This is a genomic window from uncultured Gemmiger sp. (assembly GCF_934561205.1).
Lineage (GTDB): Bacteria > Bacillota > Clostridia > Oscillospirales > Ruminococcaceae > Gemmiger.
This window is the reverse complement of record NZ_CAKTFU010000018.1, coordinates 39,324-57,535: the sequence shown is the minus strand read 5'-3', so window position 1 is coordinate 57,535 and position 18,212 is coordinate 39,324. Positions and strand designations below refer to the sequence as shown.

15 protein-coding genes are annotated in these 18,212 nt (G+C 60.2%); 5 read left to right on the top strand and 10 right to left on the bottom strand.

What is annotated here, in order from left to right; all coding sequences use genetic code 11:
• Positions 1-125: 125 nt before the first annotated feature.
• From hflX to Q0I19_RS10315, 6 genes are all read right to left on the bottom strand, one after another.
• Positions 126-1,418 (bottom strand): GTPase HflX, encoded by a 1,293-nt coding sequence (gene hflX, locus Q0I19_RS10340; protein ID WP_294760338.1) that lies wholly within the window; start codon positions 1,416-1,418, stop codon positions 126-128.
• Positions 1,415-1,993: a GNAT family N-acetyltransferase gene (locus tag Q0I19_RS10335; RefSeq protein WP_294760336.1), complete on the bottom strand. Its 579-nt coding sequence runs from the start codon at positions 1,991-1,993 to the stop codon at positions 1,415-1,417. The genes hflX and Q0I19_RS10335 overlap by 4 nt, the downstream gene beginning before the upstream one ends.
• 7 nt (positions 1,994-2,000) lie before the next feature.
• Positions 2,001-3,455, bottom strand: coding sequence for a hypothetical protein (locus Q0I19_RS10330; RefSeq protein WP_294760334.1), 1,455 nt, complete (start codon positions 3,453-3,455; stop codon positions 2,001-2,003).
• Between the two features lie 509 nt (positions 3,456-3,964).
• Entirely contained in the window at positions 3,965-5,278 is a 1,314-nt protein-coding gene (locus Q0I19_RS10325) for a surface carbohydrate biosynthesis protein (protein WP_294760333.1), read from the bottom strand.
• A gap of 12 nt (positions 5,279-5,290) precedes the next feature.
• Positions 5,291-6,235, bottom strand: a complete 945-nt coding sequence (locus Q0I19_RS10320; protein ID WP_294760330.1) for a hypothetical protein — start codon at positions 6,233-6,235, stop codon at positions 5,291-5,293.
• A gap of 36 nt (positions 6,236-6,271) precedes the next feature.
• Positions 6,272-7,771 (bottom strand): MBOAT family O-acyltransferase, encoded by a 1,500-nt coding sequence (locus tag Q0I19_RS10315; protein ID WP_294760328.1) that lies wholly within the window; start codon positions 7,769-7,771, stop codon positions 6,272-6,274.
• 574 nt (positions 7,772-8,345) lie between these two features.
• Here Q0I19_RS10315 and Q0I19_RS10310 point away from each other — a divergent pair.
• From Q0I19_RS10310 to Q0I19_RS10300, 3 genes are all read left to right on the top strand, one after another.
• The gene (locus Q0I19_RS10310; protein WP_294760326.1) at positions 8,346-9,170 is read left to right on the top strand and encodes a transporter substrate-binding domain-containing protein; all 825 of its coding nucleotides are present in this window, start codon (positions 8,346-8,348) and stop codon (positions 9,168-9,170) included.
• A gap of 82 nt (positions 9,171-9,252) precedes the next feature.
• Positions 9,253-10,020, top strand: coding sequence for an amino acid ABC transporter permease (locus Q0I19_RS10305; protein WP_294760325.1), 768 nt, complete (start codon positions 9,253-9,255; stop codon positions 10,018-10,020).
• Positions 10,007-10,723, top strand: coding sequence for an amino acid ABC transporter ATP-binding protein (locus Q0I19_RS10300; protein WP_294760323.1), 717 nt, complete (start codon positions 10,007-10,009; stop codon positions 10,721-10,723). Before Q0I19_RS10305 ends, Q0I19_RS10300 begins: the two co-directional genes overlap by 14 nt.
• A gap of 56 nt (positions 10,724-10,779) precedes the next feature.
• Here the strand turns inward: Q0I19_RS10300 and Q0I19_RS10295 are convergent, their stop codons facing one another.
• On the bottom strand, positions 10,780-11,808 hold the full coding sequence (locus Q0I19_RS10295) for an acyltransferase (RefSeq protein ID WP_294760321.1): 1,029 nt from the start codon (positions 11,806-11,808) through the stop codon (positions 10,780-10,782).
• 1 nt (position 11,809) lies between these two features.
• On the bottom strand, positions 11,810-13,045 hold the full coding sequence (locus Q0I19_RS10290; RefSeq protein WP_294760319.1) for an aminopeptidase: 1,236 nt from the start codon (positions 13,043-13,045) through the stop codon (positions 11,810-11,812).
• Positions 13,046-13,260: 215 nt separating this feature from the next.
• On the opposite strand from Q0I19_RS10290, the gene Q0I19_RS10285 reads away from it, so the two are divergent.
• Both Q0I19_RS10285 and Q0I19_RS10280 read left to right on the top strand, forming a co-directional pair.
• Positions 13,261-13,989, top strand: coding sequence for a VTT domain-containing protein (locus tag Q0I19_RS10285; protein ID WP_294760316.1), 729 nt, complete (start codon positions 13,261-13,263; stop codon positions 13,987-13,989).
• A 47-nt stretch (positions 13,990-14,036) separates the two neighbouring features.
• Positions 14,037-15,407 carry an MATE family efflux transporter gene (locus tag Q0I19_RS10280; RefSeq protein ID WP_294760314.1) on the top strand — a complete coding sequence of 457 codons (1,371 nt, stop codon included), beginning with the start codon at positions 14,037-14,039 and terminating at the stop codon, positions 15,405-15,407.
• 64 nt (positions 15,408-15,471) lie between these two features.
• Here the strand turns inward: Q0I19_RS10280 and Q0I19_RS10275 are convergent, their stop codons facing one another.
• Entirely contained in the window at positions 15,472-16,125 is a 654-nt protein-coding gene (locus tag Q0I19_RS10275) for a hypothetical protein (RefSeq protein WP_294760313.1), read from the bottom strand.
• The gene (locus Q0I19_RS10270; RefSeq protein WP_294760311.1) at positions 16,122-18,212 is read right to left on the bottom strand and encodes a hypothetical protein; all 2,091 of its coding nucleotides are present in this window, start codon (positions 18,210-18,212) and stop codon (positions 16,122-16,124) included. The genes Q0I19_RS10275 and Q0I19_RS10270 overlap by 4 nt, the downstream gene beginning before the upstream one ends.

The window sequence follows — 18,212 nt, the reverse complement described above, 5'->3', positions numbered from 1 at the left end:
ATAACAAATACAATCAACAGAATGAGACTCACAATGTTGCATATCATAGGTACTTTCTGTTTCATTCTAAACACCTCAATAAATTCCGATTTGTCCATCTTACACCAGCCCAACCTCCCGCCGCGTTATACCAAAAACGGCTCAAAGCGGTGCAGGTCGTCAATTTTTACGGTGGCACGGTAAAAAACGCCGTCCTCGCGGTATTCCTCTGCCGCCACGCTGCCGCGGCTGCGCAGGATATCCGCCAGCGCCAGCTTGTCATAGGGCAGCAGCAGCTCCAGCGTGCGCACGCGGTGCGCCAGCACATCGTCCAGCTTTGCCAACAGCTCGGGCAGACCGCGCCCGGTTTTGGCGCTGGTCAGCAAAATATCGGGGTCAAAGGAAGAAAGATTCGCTGTATCGCACTTATTGTAGACGACCAGCTGCGGGATATCGCCGCAATCCAACCCGGAAAGCACCTCGTCGGTCACGGCAAGCTGCTCGGCGGCCTGCTCGTCCCCGGCGTCCGCCACCTTGATGATGACATCGGCAAAGGCGGCCTCCTCCAAGGTGCTGCGGAACGCCTCGACCAGATGGTGCGGCAATCGGCTGACAAAGCCGACGGTATCCACCAAGATGATTTGCAGCCCGCTGGGCAGGGTCAGCTTGCGGGCGGTCGGGTCCAACGTGGCAAACAGCATATCCGCCTCAAAAATCTGCTCGCCGCAAAGGGCGTTCAGCAAACTGGACTTGCCCACGTTGGTGTACCCCACCAAAGCTACCACAGGTACGTTGTTTTTTTGGCGGGCGCGGCGGGTTTCGCCCCGGCGCTTTTCCAGTTCCTTCAGCTTTTCTTCCAGATGCTCAATGCGGTGGTGCAGGTGGCGGCGATCCAGCTCCAGCTTGGTTTCACCGGCGCCGCGGCGCGCGCCGCCCCCGCCGCCACCGCCGCCGCCCTGACGGCTCATCGACTCGCCCAAGCCCTGCAGGCGCGGCAGCTGATAGCGCAGCGTGGCAAGCTCGGTCTGCAATTTGCCCTCGTTGGTGGTGGCGCGGGCGCGGAAAATCTCCAAAATCAGCAGCGTGCGGTCCAGCACCTCCACCTGCAAAGCGGCGCTTAAATTGCGGATCTGGCTGCCGGTCAGCTCGCCGTCAAAAATCGCGGCGGCGGCATGGACGTTCTGGCAGACAAGGCGCGCCTCGGCGACCTTGCCCTCGCCCAGCAGGGTGGCGGCCTCCGGCGTCTGGCGCTTTTGCACAACCTCCGCCACTGCCTGCATCCCGTTGGCGTCCGCCAAAGCGCGCAGCTCGTCCAGACTGCGGGGCATATCGTATTTGCCTTGGTCCAGCGCCAGCAGCACCACGGGCAGCTTTTCGGCGGCGGTGGCTTTTTGCGCGGTGGTGCCAAGGTCGAGTTGAATCACATTTTCTTCGCTCATACGTCCTCTTTCAATACCTTGCAGGCGCGGCAGGCTACCGCTGCGCCGTTAAAACGGTGGATGGTCACATCGTGGTCGTAGGTAAAACCGGCTTTTTGCAGCACGGCGCAGCTGGCGTCGTTGCCGTTGGCAAAGCAGGCGGTCAGCCACGGCGCGCCCACGGCGGTAAACCAAAAATCCCGCACCGCGCACAGCGCCTCGGTCATATAGCCGCGGTTGTGCCACTTGCGCCCCAGCGCAAAGCCGACCTCATACGGAAAGCCCAGCAGCTCCAAATTGGCGTGCCAGCCGGTGCGCATGTCGCTGCTGGTAAAAATGCTGATGCTGCCGATCAAAATGCCCATGCTTTTTTCGCAGATGCCCCACTGGTAGTAGTCCGGCTCGGCGTAGTGCTTTTCCCACTCGTTCAAAAGCTCGGCGGTGTACGCCCAGCTGGGGTGGGCGTCCCAGCGCAGATAGCGGGTGACTTCGGCGTCGCCTGCCCAGTTGTTGAACATCATTTCGCAGTCGTCCATGCGCAAAGGGCGCAGCAAAAGACGCGGGGTTTCCAGCGTTTGGGTGCCGCAGTGTTTCATAGTTGCCTCATTTCTTGGCGATGCTGCGCAAAATACCGCAGCCGATGCGCCACAGCTTTTTCAGCTGCGGCAGGTACATGGTGCAATAGATAAACAAAATCGCAGCGGTTAAAAGCAGCTTCAGCAGGAAGTTGCCGTAAAAAATCGTGCCGACGGCGGTCACGGCGAACGCCAGCAAAAAGCCGGAGATCGTGCGCGGAAAGCTGGGCACTGTGCGGTAATACGCCTGCCCGGTGATGCTGCGGTACAAAAACGCTGCGCCGTTGCCGCCCGCCAGCGCCAGTGCCGCGCCGCGCAGCCCGTAGACGGGTACCAGCAGGGCGCACAGCCCCAGGTTGGCAGCCGCGCCCACGGCGATGCCGATGGTATCGTGCCACGGTCTGCGGGCAATCGAGTTGCCGTAGACGGTACCCTCGCACAGAATGTTGAACACCACCGCCAGCATCAGCAGCGGGAAGATGGTCATACAGCCCTGCTTGTCGCGGAAGATGACGAAAACGATATCCTCCAGCATGACCAGCACGGTGAAAAACGCAAAAATCAAAAAGTTCAGCACGTCATGCACACTGCAGATGCGCTCCTGCTCGTCCTGATAGTGGGCGTACACATACGGACCCCAGTAGGTCGAAAACCCTGCCTGAATGGCGGTGACCAGCTGCGCCAGGCTGTACCCGAAGGCGAACAGCCCCTGCGCGGTGGCGTCGCAGTAGTTGCTGACAAAGGACAGGCAGATGCCGCTGGACAGGCTGAACAGAATCTGCGCAGGTGCCAGCGCCACGCCGTAAGGCACGGCGACCTTGGCGATGCCGCCCAGCGTGTCGGCGGGCAGGGGCGCCAGCGCGGCGCTGCGGTACTTGTACCCAAAGGCGATGGCGACCACGCCAAAGCTCAATATGGCTGCCAGCGCCAGCAGATATACATTGGCGGTAAAAAAGCCCGGCAGCAGGTAAAACAGGTTGAAGCAGCCCTGCATCCACAGGGTTTCGGCGGTGTAGGCGCGGATGTCGTTTTCCAGACGCAGCAATACGTTCAGATACCGCACCAGCATATACAGTGCGGCGTTGATGAACAGCAGCGGCACAATACCGGGACCGGCGCTGCCCAGACCCAGCGCGGCGGCCAAGGGGCGGGCAAAGAACACGCTGCCGCCGACGCCCAGCACCAGCATAAACGCGCCGGAAATGCGGGTGCAGGCGGCAAACAGCTGGCGCGGCTCGGCCCCGGCGGGCGGCTCGTGATAAAAGCGCAGCAGCGCCTGATCCAGACCCAGGATGCCAAGGTTCATCACGGTGGCGGTGTAGGTCATAAAGGTCACGGGTGCGCCCAACGCCTCGGCGGGCAAAAGTCCCTTGACGATCAGCGCCACACCGGTAATGACAAAGCCCAGATAGGTGGCGACGGAGTATTTCATGACGTTGCCGGCAAAGGATTCGCCGGACGTTTTTTTGGAATCAGCAGACATAGTGAGGTCCTTTGTTGAGAGTGGAGAGTTTAGAGTTTAGAGTTAAGAGTTGAGATAAGGTGTGTCCGCTATGCGGACACGGTTTTATTTTGTTGCAAGTGTCCCTTTGGTTGTAGGGGCGAGCATTGCTCGCCCGCGGGGGTTACCCGATAGGTTGGCGTTACCGCAAAGCAGCACGGGCGGTCAATGACCGCCCCTACAAATCGGCGGAAAGTGAGCGGTTATAAGGCAAAGTATCCGTTTCCGGCAGGTTTGTAGGGGACGCATAGTTGCGTCCCGCAGCTTGTGGAAAAAGTCTGTTACCGGAAGATTTGTAGGGATGGGTCTTGACCCATCCGCACATATGGCCGCGCGCAGCGCATAAAATCGCGCCGAATGGCGCGTGGTTTTCTCGCTGCGTCGTGCTTTTGGTGAAGCGGCACGGAACGGTCAAGACCGTTCCCTACAAACTAACCGAAAGGTCGCGAAGGATTCATAAGGTCAAATAAGGTTTATCGAACATGCAGCCGTTACTTCACAAACGGACGAATTCTCGCTTCCATGGCAGCAACCTGTTCGGGCGTGACGTGCGCCTTGTCCACATAGCCGTAGATGCGCTGGGCAAAATTGGCCAGCGGCGGGCAGAAGGCAAATACCCGCTTCGGCTCCCAGCCGCGCCGGTAGAGAAAATGCACACCCGCCAGGGCACAGAATTTCAGCAGATTAAAATGCGGATGAAACCCTTCGCCCATGGGGGTGTCGCGCGGCGGGTTGCGGTATACATCCTCCAACAGATCCGCCATCCGGCGGTAGGCAGGTTCGGCGCAGGGGTCAAAATACCCCTCGATCACCTCGCGCGCAATGGGGAAGGGCGGGTCGTTTTCTGCCATGGCAGCGTCGAATTCCTCGTAAGAGGTCACATACTGCGCGTCCTTGTAGATGACGGGGTCGTACTCGTGCTCAATGGGTACGGGGCGCAGGATATGGCAGCTTTTGCCCGCCATGTACACCTCAGCGATGGCGGTGCTCATCCAGATGGAAATCGAATCTGCCGCCACGATCCACTGCTTGACCGAATCGGCAAAAATCACATGGAAGTTCGGGCGCTTGCGGCTCAATTCCTCCAGCGCGGGGCTGTTCCACTCGCTGGGGTGGCGGCGGTAGACCAGCTCCACCTCAGGGTGCGCGCCCAGATATTCATCGAACCAGCGCAAGGTTTCCGCCATCGAAACGCGGTTGGTCTTGGCAAAGCCGGTAAAATCCGTGCCCGCCATCTTGGAAAGCTCAGCCACCTCGTCGTCGTTCATGCTGGCATAACCGAAACTGGAAATATACAGGTGCAGCTTTTTGGCGGGGTCCAAACCGAACTCTCGGCACAGGGCGGCCTTGTCCTTAAAATAGCCCGCAAATTCCGGGCGCAGAAAGTCCATCATCACCGCGCCGGTCACGGGGGTGTTTTTGGCGTCCATGCCGTGCGCCTGCAGGCGGGCGGCGGTGCGCTTGCCCCAGCAGGTTTGCACACACTTTTTGGCGTTGCCGTTCATGTTGAACCAGTCGCCCTCCTCCTGCGTGTCCGAAAGCATCTGCTCCCAGTGCAGGTTGACGATCTTGTTGCAGCGGCCGATGTTGTTGTACACATGGCTGTTGATGGCCTCGTTGTCGTACATGCAGCTGGCCACCAGTACCTCCGGCTTGTCCTTGCCGAACAGCCGCAGATGCTTGGGGTCCAGCAGCTGGCGGATCTCGGCGGTGTAGCCGCGGCGTTCCAGCTCCAGCTTTAACAGCAGGTCACTCTCATATTCGCGCACCGTGTGCTCGTACAAAATCAAAAAATCCAATGCCATAGTTTTTTCCTTTTACTTTTGCATATCCTCAAACAGCTGGCGTGTCCAATCGGGCAGGCCGTACAGCTCGTCCAAATGAAATCCGTCAAAAAACTGCGTGTCATCGTCTGTAATGCAGCTGCCCTGCCATTCGTAATCCAGCAGGGTAAAGCCGTAGGTATCGGCGGCGGTGTGCAGTGCGGGCAAGACCGTGTCCTGCATCGCCTGCGTGATGCCAAACTCGTCGCACACCTCGGTACGCACGTTCTGCGCCATCGGCGGCATGACCACCGTCAGCGCAATGCCGCGCTCACGGCAGGCATCGGCCACGCGGTACAGGTGTTCCAGCTGCGTTTCGTTCAGTGCCCACGCCTTACACTTGGGTGTGATGATGGCGGGGTAGTCGTATAATTTGCGGTGCAGCGGCAAAACCGTGCCGTCGTCCGCTTGGTAATCCGCCGCGACCCAGTCGCCGGATTCGATCGCGTCCGGCGTGCCGCGCAGGGTGTCCATGGCGGCGGTCAGGGCGTTGACGTTGTATTCCAGGTTGAAACAGTACGCCAGGGGGTTGTTCAGCGTGGTTTCCAGCGTCGCAAAACGGTCGGTGTTGTAGCCCTCGTTCAGCGTATAGAACGAGACCGCCAGCAGCAGGCGGTCGACCTCGTGGTCGCTTTGCAGGATGTAATCGGCCAGGTCCAGCGATTCTTTCAGCGATGCACCGCCAAAAGCAAGGTTCTGCCATTCCTGCCCCGAAACCTCCTGCACCAGCGCAAGGTCAAGGTGCGCCAAGCGGCTGTCGCCCAGGATCAGGTTGCGTCCGGGGTGCTGCTGGTACGCGCGCACCCGCGCCACGGGCTGAGAGGACGACGCCGACGATTTCAGCCCAAAATAGTTGTTCGGCTCAAAGGCCGCAAAAAATACAAACCACACCGCCAGGGGAATTGCCAGCAGCGCCAGTTTTTTGCAGATGGATTTCACGCGGGCAGACCGCCTTTCCTTATAATATAGAACACATCAGAAGTTGGCATACATGCCGAACCCTGCGTCGGCAAAGCCGCCGCTTTGCATAATGTAGCCCGCCAGCAGGCCCAGCACCAGCAGATAATACACGACCCAGCGGTGTTTTTCGGCGGCAAGGCAAACCTCGGACGGCTTGTTTTTATAGATAAAGGCGCGGCGATGATCCAGCACAAAGCAAAACGCCAGGCCAAACACCGTAAACGCATAGTAGAACGCCACCATAATGGGGTTGGCGTAAAAGGCCGTGTACACGGCGCTGTACAGCTCGGCCGCAAAGCGGGCGGGTGCCCAGCCGGCAAACCACCCCGCCAAAATGCCAAAGGCATCGGCGGTGGACATGTTGTACATACCTACGCAGAAAAACACCATGCTGAAGGTCCACAGCACAAACACGCCCGCGCGCTTGGCCCACAAGACCCGCGCGGGGGCCTTCTTTTTGGGCTTGCCGAGGCGGCGGTGCAAAAGCTCCTCGCCCAGGCGGTAGACGGCCTGCAAAAGCCCCCAAATGACAAACGGCAGCGTGTTGCCGTGCCAGAAGCCGGACACAAAAAACACCGTGAACACGCAAAATTCTGCGGGCAGGCGGCTCAGGCGGCCGCCGGTCACGCTGCTGACATCGGCCCACGCCAGCGGCATAAACAGGTAATCCTGCAGCCAGGACGAAAAGCTGATGTGCCAGCGGCTCCAAAAGCCGGAAAAGTTGGTGGCGTAAAAGGGCGTTTTGAAGTTTTCGGGCAGGTCAAGACCCAGCAAAAGACCCACGGCGCGGGCAACCTCCGAATAGCCCGAAAAGTTGAAATACAGCTGGAATGTATAAAAAACCGCCGCCAAAATCAGCATCGGCCCGCCGTAGCTTTGGTAGCGGCCGAACACCTCGCCCACAAAAACGCCCAGCACATCGCTTACGGCGACCATCTTAAACAGGCCCAGCGCCAGCAGCCGCAGGCCGCGCACGGTGCGGGCAGCGTCAAAGCGGTGCTCCTGCTTAAACTGGGGCAAAAGCTGCCCCGCACGGCAGATGGGGCCTTGCGTAACGGTGGCAAAAAATGCGGTATACAGTGCAAAATCGACAAAATTGGTTTCCGGCTCGCAGTCGCCGCGGGCGGTGTCGATCAGGTAACTGATGGCCGCAAAGGTGTAAAAGCTGATGCCCAGCGGCATGGCAATGCCCTGCCAGCCGTCGGGGGCGGCAAAGGCGCCGTTGTACTTAAAAAAGGCCAGGATCGCCAGCAGCCCCACAACGCCGATGCGCAGCACGGCAGTTTTGTGCGCCCCGCCGTGCAGGTTCAGCGCCCGCCCGCACAGGTAGGCAAACCCGCTTATGGCAATGCAAAGCGGCAGCATGGCGGGCATGTCCATGGCTTTTCCCGCTGCAGCGTAAAAAAACCAGCTGGCCGCCAGCAAAAACGGGCTTTGCAGCCGTTTGGGCAGCAGCAGGTAGATAAAGACCGTCACCGGTAAAAAACCAAAAAATGTAAAGCTCTGCAGGCTCACCGCAGCAGTCCTCCTTCAAAAAATGACACTAAATCATCTTATTATACATTATTTTATTATATAGCGCAAGGGGGGAGCGCAGAGTGGAGAGGTTAGATTTGATGTGTCCGCTTTGCGCGGATACGTTTTTATGCAGTGCGATGCAAGGCTGCAAGGAGGGGTCAAGACCCCTCCCTACGAATTGCCGGAGGGTGAGCAGTTATAGGCAAAACGCGTATTTCCGACAGGTTTGTAGGGGGACGCATATATACGTCCCGTGGGGGTTGCCCGGTAGGTTGATTTGTCGGGATGGCTGCGGCGGGCGGCATATATGCCGCCCCTACAAATAACCCGGTAAATAGTGGTTATCGTTATGTCGCGGGCGGGGAATGCCCCGCCCCTACCGCGCGATGACTGGTTCCCCGCGTAAGTCTCTGCTGTTTTGCACAAAAAACGGCGCGTGCGGCGCGCGCGTACACGCAAAACGCCAAAGTTTGTATTTATGCATTGACTTTGCATAGTTATACAGCTATACTATCCTCATAGCCAAGTGAGGGCTTGGCCGATATTTGATTTAAGAATAGAGGGAACATCCATGAAAAAACTGTCTGCTGTATTGATGGCCGGTGCCATGATGATGAGCCTGGCCGCCTGCGGTTCCGCCGCAAGTTCTGCCCCCGCTTCCTCCGAAGCCGCTTCTTCCGAAGCCGCTTCCTCTGAGGCCGCCTCCGCTGCCGAGCTGACCACCGTCACCCCCGGCAAGCTGACCATGTCCACCAACGCTGCATTTCCTCCGTATGAGTCCACCGACGACAACGGCAACTTTGTCGGCATCGACATCGACGTAGCCGCCGCCATCGCCGAAAAGCTCGGCCTGGAGCTGCAGGTCGATGATATGGACTTTGACGCCGCCCTGCTGGCCGCCCAGAACGGCAAGAGCGACTTGGTCATGGCCGGCGTCACCGTCACCGAGGATCGCCAGCTGGTCATGGACTTCAGCGATTCCTACGCCACCGGCATCCAGTCCATCATCGTAAAAGAGGATTCCGATATTGCCACCCCCGACGATCTGGCTGACAAGATGATCGGCACCCAGCGCGGCACCACCGGCTACATCTACTGCTCCGACGATTTCGGCGATGAGCACGTCACCCCGTATGACGACGGTCTGACTGCCGTTCAGGCGCTGGTCAACGGTCAGGTGGACGCTGTCGTTATCGACAATGCCCCCGCCAAGGAGTTCGTCGAGGCCAACCCCGGCCTGAAGATCCTGGACACCGCCTATGCCGAGGAGGACTACGCCATCGGCGTGGCCAAGGGCAACACCGCGATGCTCGACGCCATCAACGGTGCGCTGGAGGAGCTGAAGAACGACGGCACCCTGCAGGCGATTGTTGACAAGTACATCAAAGCAGAGTAAAATCTGTTGTAACGTCCGAAATAACGGGCACGCCGGTTGACCCGGCGTGCTCTTTTTATTCAAAAGGAAAGGTTGTGGTGAGATGCAGGCACAGTACGAGCTGCTTTCACAAATGGCCAAAAGCGGGCAGACGCTGAACGTTTTGCAGGACTTTTTTGTAAAGTTCTATCAGGCGTTTATCGTGGCGGACCGCTGGCAGCAGTATATCAAGGGCGTGGGCACCACGCTGATGGTCACGGCCATGGCGCTGGCACTGGGTGTCGTGCTTGGCTCTGTGGTGGCCATGATCCGTGTGGCGCACGACCAGCAAAAGCCCCATCACCGCAACCCGGTATTGGGCATTTTTAACGCTGTTGCGAAGGTTTATGCCACCATCATCCGCGGCACGCCCATGATGGTGCAGCTGCTGATCATGAGCATGGTCGTCTTTAAGAGCAGCCGCGAGTTCACCCTCATCGGTGCGCTGACGCTGGGCATCAACTCCGGCGCGTATGTGTCGGAGATCATCCGCGGCGGCCTGATGGCGGTTGACCCCGGCCAGATGGAGGCGGGGCGCAGCCTGGGTCTGAATTATATGACCACGATGCTGGAAATCATCATCCCGCAGGCGATCCGTTCGATTTTGCCGGCGCTCGGCAACGAATTTATCGTCCTGCTGAAGGATACCTCGCTGATCACGGTCATCGGCGGCAAGGAGCTGCTGTACGCGGCGCAGGGCATCATGAACCGTACCTACGAGGCGATGTTCCCGCTGCTGGGCATTGCGTGCATCTATCTGGTGCTGGTCATGCTGCTGAGCTGGCTGCTGAGCAAGGTGGAAAGGAAGTTGGCGCAAAGTGATAGACGTTAAAAATCTGAAAAAAGACTTCAACGGTCTGCAGGTTTTGCGGGGCGTAAACCTGACCATCAACAAGGGCGACTGCGTCGTGCTGGTGGGACCGTCGGGCTGCGGCAAATCGACCTTTTTGCGCTGCCTCAACCACCTGGAAGAGCCGGACGGCGGCGAGATCATCTTCAACGGAAAGCCTGTCACCGACCATGACATCGACCATGTGCGGCAGAAAATGGGCATGGTGTTCCAGCATTTCAACCTGTTCCCGCACCTGACCGTGAAAAAGAACATCACCTTAGCGCCTGTGCGTCTGGGCCTGATGAAACAGGACGAGGCGGACAAAAAGGCGATCGAGCTGCTGGAGCGCATCGGTCTGGCAGACAAGGCGGACACCTACCCCAATATGCTGTCCGGCGGGCAGAAACAGCGCATTGCCATTGTGCGCGCGCTGGCCATGAACCCCGACGTGCTGCTGTTTGACGAGCCGACCAGTGCGCTGGACCCCGAAATGGTCGGCGAGGTGCTGGAGCTGATGAAGGAGCTGGCGCGCGGCGGTATGACGATGGTATGCGTCACCCACGAGATGGGCTTTGCCCGCGAGGTCGCCAACCGCATCATCTTTATTGACGAGGGCGTTGTCAAGGTGGACAAGCCCCCGCAGGAATTTTTCACAAACCCCGAAAACGAGCGCCTGAAGGCATTTTTGTCCAAGGTGCTGTAAAAAAGCGCGTCCCCTGCCGAACTCGGCAGGGGACGCGTTTTTTGTGCGGTATGGTTTTAGGTTTCGTGTGCCCGCCCGGCGGGCGCATTTTGTTTGCGTGGGAAAGGACACTTGACCATCCACGGCAAAAAGCGGTTGACAGGCCAGACGATGCACACGCAGGTCAGCGCCGCACCGAACAGGCGGTACAAAATCGCGGCCCAGCCGACGGGCTGCAGCGGGGCAAACCCGGCGCTCTGCCACAGGTAGGGCGGAACGATTTCGGAAATTTCCTCGCAGCAGCAAAGAATTACCGTGCTGCGGCCCAGCCTGGCCAACAGCGATGCGTTTTGCAGGGCATGGGCGGCGGTGTACAGCAGGCAAATCAGCGAAAGCGTGGTCACAAACTGCTGCAGGTACTGCCCCGCCAGCGGCAGCGGGCGGCCCAACAGCCGCTGCGGCAGTTCGCCCGCATCACGGAGTGTCAGCGCCGCCCACGTGCAGCCCACCACCAAGGCGGCATACCGCGCCCGCTTGGACAGCGCCGCGCCGTGTTGCGCCAAAAAATCCCCCAGCGCATAGTAGATGAGATACCGCGCCGCCATGTCAAGGCCCCAGGGCAGAACAGGTGCCTCGTGCAGGATCTTTACCGCGCAGCTCAGGGCAAAACATAACGCCAGAACGCCGTATTTGTTTTTTACAGCCCGCGAAATGCCGTAATAGTACAGCGTCATCACAAACAGGCACGGCAGAAACCAAAAGGTGATGCTGCAGCAGTAGCTGCGGCTGCCGTATAAAAAGCTCTTGATAAAATCCGCAAGGTCGACCTCGGTCAGGCGGGAGCGCACCGCCAGCGTAAGCAGCGCAAAGGTGGTGTACGGCCAGAAGATCGCCACAAATTTATCCCGCGCAAACTGCCAAAAATTGCGGGCGTGGTGGCGGGACGCCACATACCCGGAGCAGAAAAAGAAGGCACCGTTGATGTAGGCAAACAGCGCCATATAGTGCGGCCCCGCACTGCTGTGGTTGCAGTACACCCCCAAAATGCAGAGCAGCTTCATGACGTCCAGCCAGTTCAGGCGGCGGTTTTGCACAGCGTTTTCCATATCAGAACGCCCACTCGCCGCCGTCGAAAATCAGCACCTCGCGGCCGTCCTTGGTCAGGCCGGTGATGCGGGTGTCGGGCGCGCCGATCATGACATCCTCGTGGATGGCAGAGTCGTTCAGGCCTTTTTCCAGCAGCTGGGCGCGGGTCTGGGCGCTGCCGTTCCTGATGTTGGTGGGGTAGCCCGCACCGAAGGCAATGTGGCAGGCGGCGTTTTCGTCAAACAGGGTGTTGAAGAACAGCACGCCGCTTTGGTTGATGGGGCTGGACGCGGGCACAAAGGCAATTTCGCCGATGCGGTCAGCGTTTTCGTCGGTGGAAAGCAGCTCCGCCAGCAGGGCGGCGTTTTCCTCGGCACCCTGCTCAACGACCTTGCCGTCCTTAAAGGTGACGTGCCAGCCTTTGATCAGCTGCCCGTTGTAGACGTAGGGCTTGGTGCCGTAGACCGTGCCGTTGACGCGGTCGCGGTGGGGCGCGCAGAAAACCTCCTCGGTGGGGACGTTGGCGATGAACTCAAAGCCGCGGTCGGTCTTGCTGGAGGCACCCTCCCACACGGCGTCGTCGGCCAGGCCGATGGTCAAATCGGTGCCGTTGGCGCTCTGCAGATGCACGCTGTCCAGCTGCCACTCGTTCAGGCGGTCGCGGCGGGCGGATGTCTTAGCGACGTGCTGCTGCCACTCGCCCACGGGGTCGCCGCCGGTGACGCGGCAGACAGTAAAGATGACCTGCCACAGCTTTTCCACGGCCTCGTCCTGCGGCAGGTCGGGGAACACCTTGGCAGCCCAGCCGGGGGCGGGCACGGCGGCCACGCACCACTGCACGCGGTCGTTCATCGTGTACTCCTGCCAGGGTTTCATAAAGGTGCGGCGCGCCAGATTGACGCGGTTGATCTTGCCGGCATCCAGCCCGGCCAGCGCCTCGGGGTCGGCGGCGTGGATGGCCAGCGTGCAGCAGCCGTCCGGGTCCTCGGCGTAGTCGAGGTAGCTGCGCAGTTCATAGGGTTTCATCTCGCAGAGGTCCTGCTCCTGCGCAAGCTCCATCTGCAGGCGGGTCAGCTGCTCGTCCTCCCAGCGGACAACGACATTTTTGGCGCCGGCCTCATAGGCAGAGCGCACGCAGGCGTGGGCAAAATCCGGCATGGTGACGGGGCAGCGCAGGATCATGGTCTGGCGCGGGCGGACGTGTACGCCCACCTTGACGATGAAATCGGCGTAAAGCTGCAAAAACTTCTGGTTCATGGTTGGTTCTCCTTTTGATAGGTAATACCGCATAATTCTAAGTGCCGCAGCCGCCGGAGCGGTGCTTAAGCCGTAAGGCGGGAATTGTGCGGTGTTGCCGATGGTTTTGTTACCAGTATACACGATTTTTGCGGTTTGGAACAGGGGTTTGCTTGCTTTTGTCAAGATTTTTTGCTATGATATAAAGTAGCGGATTCTACCAAAGAGGGTTTTACATGAACGAAGAACTGACCAAACGCGAAAAATTCTGGCTGCGGCTGGCGCTGGTTGCCGTGTTCACCGTGACCGCCGGGCTGATCATAGAGACCTTCCGCCTGCTGCTGCCGGGGCTGTGGACGGCGTTTTCCTCCGGCGATGAGGCGGCGCTCAGTGCCTATCTGGCCGGGCAGGGGCGGCTGCGCAGCTACCTGACGCTGTGGTTTTTGAGCTTTGTGCAGGTGGTCTCGCTGGTCATACCCGCCATGCCGGTGCAGCTGGCGGCGGGGCTTGCCTACGGCCCGTGGAAGGGCTTTGTGACCAGCTTTTCGGCGTCGGCGCTGGCGAATTTTGTCGTGTTTTTGCTGGCACGGCGGCTTTCCCGCGTGATTTTGCGGCTGGCGGCGGGGCACCCCAAGCTGGCGGCGCGGCTGAACAGCATCCGCAACAGCCGCGACCCGTGGTTTTACACGATCCTGGCGTTCATCACGCCGGGGCTGCCCAACGGGCTGATCCCCTACGCGGCGGCCAATGCGGGGATGCGCCCCGCGCATTTTGCGGCAGCCATCTGCCTGGCGCTGCCGGTGCCCACCCTGCTGACCTGCCTGGCGGGCAGCTTTTTGCTGACGGGTGACTGGCACATTACCGTGCTGATCGAGGCGGGGCTGTTTGCCTGCGTGGGGCTGCTGTTTTACAAGCGCAATGCGGTGATCGCCTGGGCCAGACGCACCTTAAAAAAGAACGGGTAGTTTTTGGGGCCTGCCCCCTGCATGATAAAGAAGAAGGAGAATTCTCAATGACTGCTGCAAAAACGAAGGACATGGGTTCCGGCAGTGTCGGCAAACTGCTGCTGCAGCTGGCGCTGCCCGCCGTGGTGGCGCAGGTGGTGAACCTGCTGTACAACATCGTGGACCGTATCTACATCGGCCACATGGCGGAGGTCGGTGCCTCGGCGCTGACCGGCGTGGGCCTGTTTACCCCCATTTTGATGCTGCTGACCGCCTTTGCCATGCTGTGCGGCGCGGGCGGTGCGCCCCGCGCTGCCATCGCCATGGGCCGCGGTGACAACGATGCCGCCGAACAGATCATGGCCAACTGCTTTACCCTGCTGCTGATTCTGGCCGCCGTGCTGACCGCCGTGTTTTATTTTGCCGCGCCGAGTCTGCTGGTGATGTTCGGTGCCAGCGCCAACACCCTGCCTTTTGCGCTGGACTATGCGCGCATCTACGTTTTGGGCAGCGTGTTTGTGCTGGTGGTGCTGGGCATGAACCCCTTTGTGACCACGCAGGGCTTTGCGGCGTTCAGTATGCTGACGACCGTCATCGGCGCGGTGTGCAACATTATTCTTGACCCCATCTTTATCTTTGTGCTGGATATGGGCGTGCGCGGCGCTGCCACGGCCACCGTGCTCAGCCAGGCCGTGGGTGCCGTGTGGGTGCTTGAATTTTTAACGGGAAAACGCACAAAATTAAAGCTGCGCGCCCAAAACATGCCGCTGCGCGCCAAGGTGCTGCTGCCCTGCCTTGCCTTGGGTGTTTCGACCTTTGTCATGATCTCGACCGAGAGCATTTTGTCCATCAGCTTCAACGCCAGCCTGGCGCGCTACGGCGGCGACCTGGCGGTGGGTGCCATGACCATTCTGACCAGCGTGACCCAGCTGCTGAATATGCCGCTGCAGGGCATCTGCCAGGGCGGCCAGCCGCTGATGAGCTTCAACTTCGGCGCGGGCAAAACCGACCGCGTCAAAAAGGCGTTCTACCTGCAATTTACCTGTTGCGTGGCGCTGGCCGCCGCGTTCTGGGGTGTCAGTATGCTGGCGCCGCAGGTCTTTGCGGGCATCTTTACCACCGACGCCGAGTTGGTCAACTACACCGCCTGGGCGATGCGCATTTACATGGCGGGCATTTTCTCCTGCGGGTTCCAGGGCTGCTGCCAGCAGAGCTTTGTGGCGCTGGGTCAGGCGAAGATCAGCCTGTTTATGGCGTGCCTGCGCAAGCTGATTTTGCTGATCCCGCTGATTTTCATCCTGCCGACCTTTATCCCCAACAAGGTGTTTGCGGTGTTCCTCGCCGAGCCGATCAGCGATATTCTGGCTGCGCTGGTCACCAGCATTGCATTCTTTACCCGCTTCAACAAAATTTTGGCCGGTGACGCCAAGCAGGCGTAACGGCAAGAACCAGACGCAAAAAACCGCCCCTCCGATTGGAAAATCGGAAGGGCGGTTTGCTGTTTTATGCCTTGAATCGTTTTACCACCGCGCACAGCCAGCTTATGGCCGCTGCCGCAAGCCCCGGATAGAGCACCAGGCAGAACAGCTGATACCAATCGGGCACCAGATAGCCCAGCCCTGAGGGCAGGGTGTCCTGCGCGTTAAAAACGATGCTGCCGGGGGTAAAGGTCAGCGTCACGGCGTGGCCTTCCACAGGGCTGCAGGGGTCGATGCGCAGCGCGTCCAGGCGGGTGCGGGGCAGTTCAAACAGGTAGCGTCCCTCGCCCAGATATTGGGCGTACACACGGCGGTCGGGGCTGTAATCCTCGCCGGGCTTGGTCGTGTAATACACGCAGACCTCCCGCGCCTGGTCGTCCATGCTTACCGTGTAGCTGATGGTGCGCACCGTGCCCTGTACGCCGTCCAGCAAAAGCTGGGGGTCCATGTCCTGCGTGCGCAGTGTCACGCTGTCGGGCTGTTCGTCCAGCAGCTCCAGCGCCACGGGCTGCCAGTCCGTCACCGACAGGGCGCGCTGCTCCAGCTTGCCGCTTGCTGCGGCTGCGGCGTCCTGCAGGGCAAACACCAGCGCCGATGCCACCCACAGCAGGGCGGCGGCCAGGTAGCAGGTCAGCGGCAGCGCCCCGCGGCGGGAAAACCAATGTTTCAGCTTGTTCATGCGCCGTTCACCTCCATCTGCATCGGGGTGTAGCCCGTCGGTGTCACGCGGTACAGCAGGGTACTGCCGTTTTGCGCGGCGGCCAGGCCGTCGGTAAACAGCTCCGCGTAGCTCTTGACAAAAATATCGTCGATATGCTGCAAATACAGCACCGTGCAGCCGTTGCGGGCAATGACGTCGGCCAGTTCCTCGGCGGTGTAGGCGTGGTAGTAGCGGCTTTCCAGCCCGCCGTCGGCGGGGTTCAGCTCGGCCAGACCCAGCGTGCCGCCGCCGCCGTTCATGCCGGCCGTATCGCCGGAGTAATCCACCAGGATCGGGTAAAAATCAAACACGGCGGCGAACCAATCCTGCCCGTCCTCGCCCTGATGCACAAAAAACACGCGGTCGTCGTCGGTCAGGTATTCGCTGACCAGCGCGGCCTCCTGACGGGCGTTGCGGCGGTCGGTAAATTCGCTGTCGGAAAATCCCAGCACACTCAGCTGCGGCAGGATCATCTGATTGCTGCGCAGCAGCATACCCGCCGCCAGCAGCAGCAAAACGCCCTGCCCGGCCAGTTCGTGCTTGGGTGCAGTGCGCGTGGAAAGAAAAACGGCGGTCGGGCCGTCCGGCTCGGAAACCTGCCGCACGGTAATTTGGGTGCGGAGTGCCGCCAGCAGGCAGCCCAGCGCCAGCAAAAACCAGCCGATGTAATAGCTGTAAATGTAGCGGTTGTAATCGACCAGCTGCGCGGCCTGGCTTGCCTTAAAGATAAACCCGTAGCTGAGCGCCAGCTCCAGATTGTACCCGCCGAAGCAGACCAGCGACAGCACCCCCATGGCACCGATGCGCGCCTGCAGCCGGCGCGAACCCGCCACGGCGATGGCCGCCGCAAAGACCAGCAGAATGAACACCACGACATTGCGGCCCTGGCCGATCATGCTCAGCCGGCCGGCGGGGGTCCAGAACTGCTCGCCCATCTGGGCCATGGCCGTGCGGAACTGCTCCTCCCGCGCGGCGTAGTAGGCGGGCACAGGCTTGCCCAGCAGGAGTTTCAGGCCGTTGATGACGACCGCGGCCAGCGGCTCGGAGGTTTCGCCCACGCCGCTTTCCAGCGATTTCTGCGCCACGACCCAGCTGATGTAGCGCACGTTCCAGATATAGTACACGGCCATGGGCGCGGCCAGGCAGCCCACGGCAAAGCCCGTGCGGCGCGCAAGGCCTTTTTTGAACGGCCCCTCGGCAAAAAGCCAGGCGTCCACAGCCACAAGACCCGCCGCCACCAGCGACAGCACAAAGTCGTTGGCCTTGATGTTGGCCGCCAGCGCCAGCACGGGGAACACCGGCCAGCGGGGGGCGTCCTGCCCGCGCAGGTTCAGCCACAGCGCCACCGCGCCGCCAAACACCATGCCCGCGGGGATATCCCCGTAGCAGGACATATACACCGTGCTCAGGTACAGGGTGTGGTTGTAGGTGGTAAAAAAGTAGGGCACAAACCACAGCACCGCCGCAGCGGGCACCGCCGTGCGCCAGCTTTTCCACGGCAGGGCGCCCAGCACCGCCGCATACACGGCAAAGTACAAAACGTTGTAGGCAAGGTAGATCTTCCAGTCGGCATAGTGGCCGAAAAACTGGAAGAAATAACTCAGCAGCGGCAGACCCGCGTTTTGGGTGGCTGCCCACGGGGTGCCCAGCTCGACCGTGGTGTGCAGCCGATGGCTGACGGTGGTGGTTTTTACCGCCGTGGCCCACAGGCTCAACTCGTCATAGCCGGTGCACAGCGGCTGCCGCACAAAAAAGTACACCGCAAAGCCCAGCACCGCCGCCCAGAACAGCACGGTGGCGGGGCAGAAAAGCTCTTTGGCGCGGTGGCGCAGCCCGTCGGCCCCGTTAGGCCAAAGTGCCCACACGCCGCCCGCCAGGCATAAAAGGTACAGCACCCACAGGGTCGGGTACAGCAGGTTGGCGATGCCCGCCAACGTCAGCACCGCAGCCAGACACCCCAAGGCCGTAAGCGGCGCGGCAGAGGCGGGGATATGCAGTTTCAGGGTAAGCACCGCGCAGAAGAAAAACAGCGCTGCAACGGCACAAAGCACAGCCAAAAGTTCCAT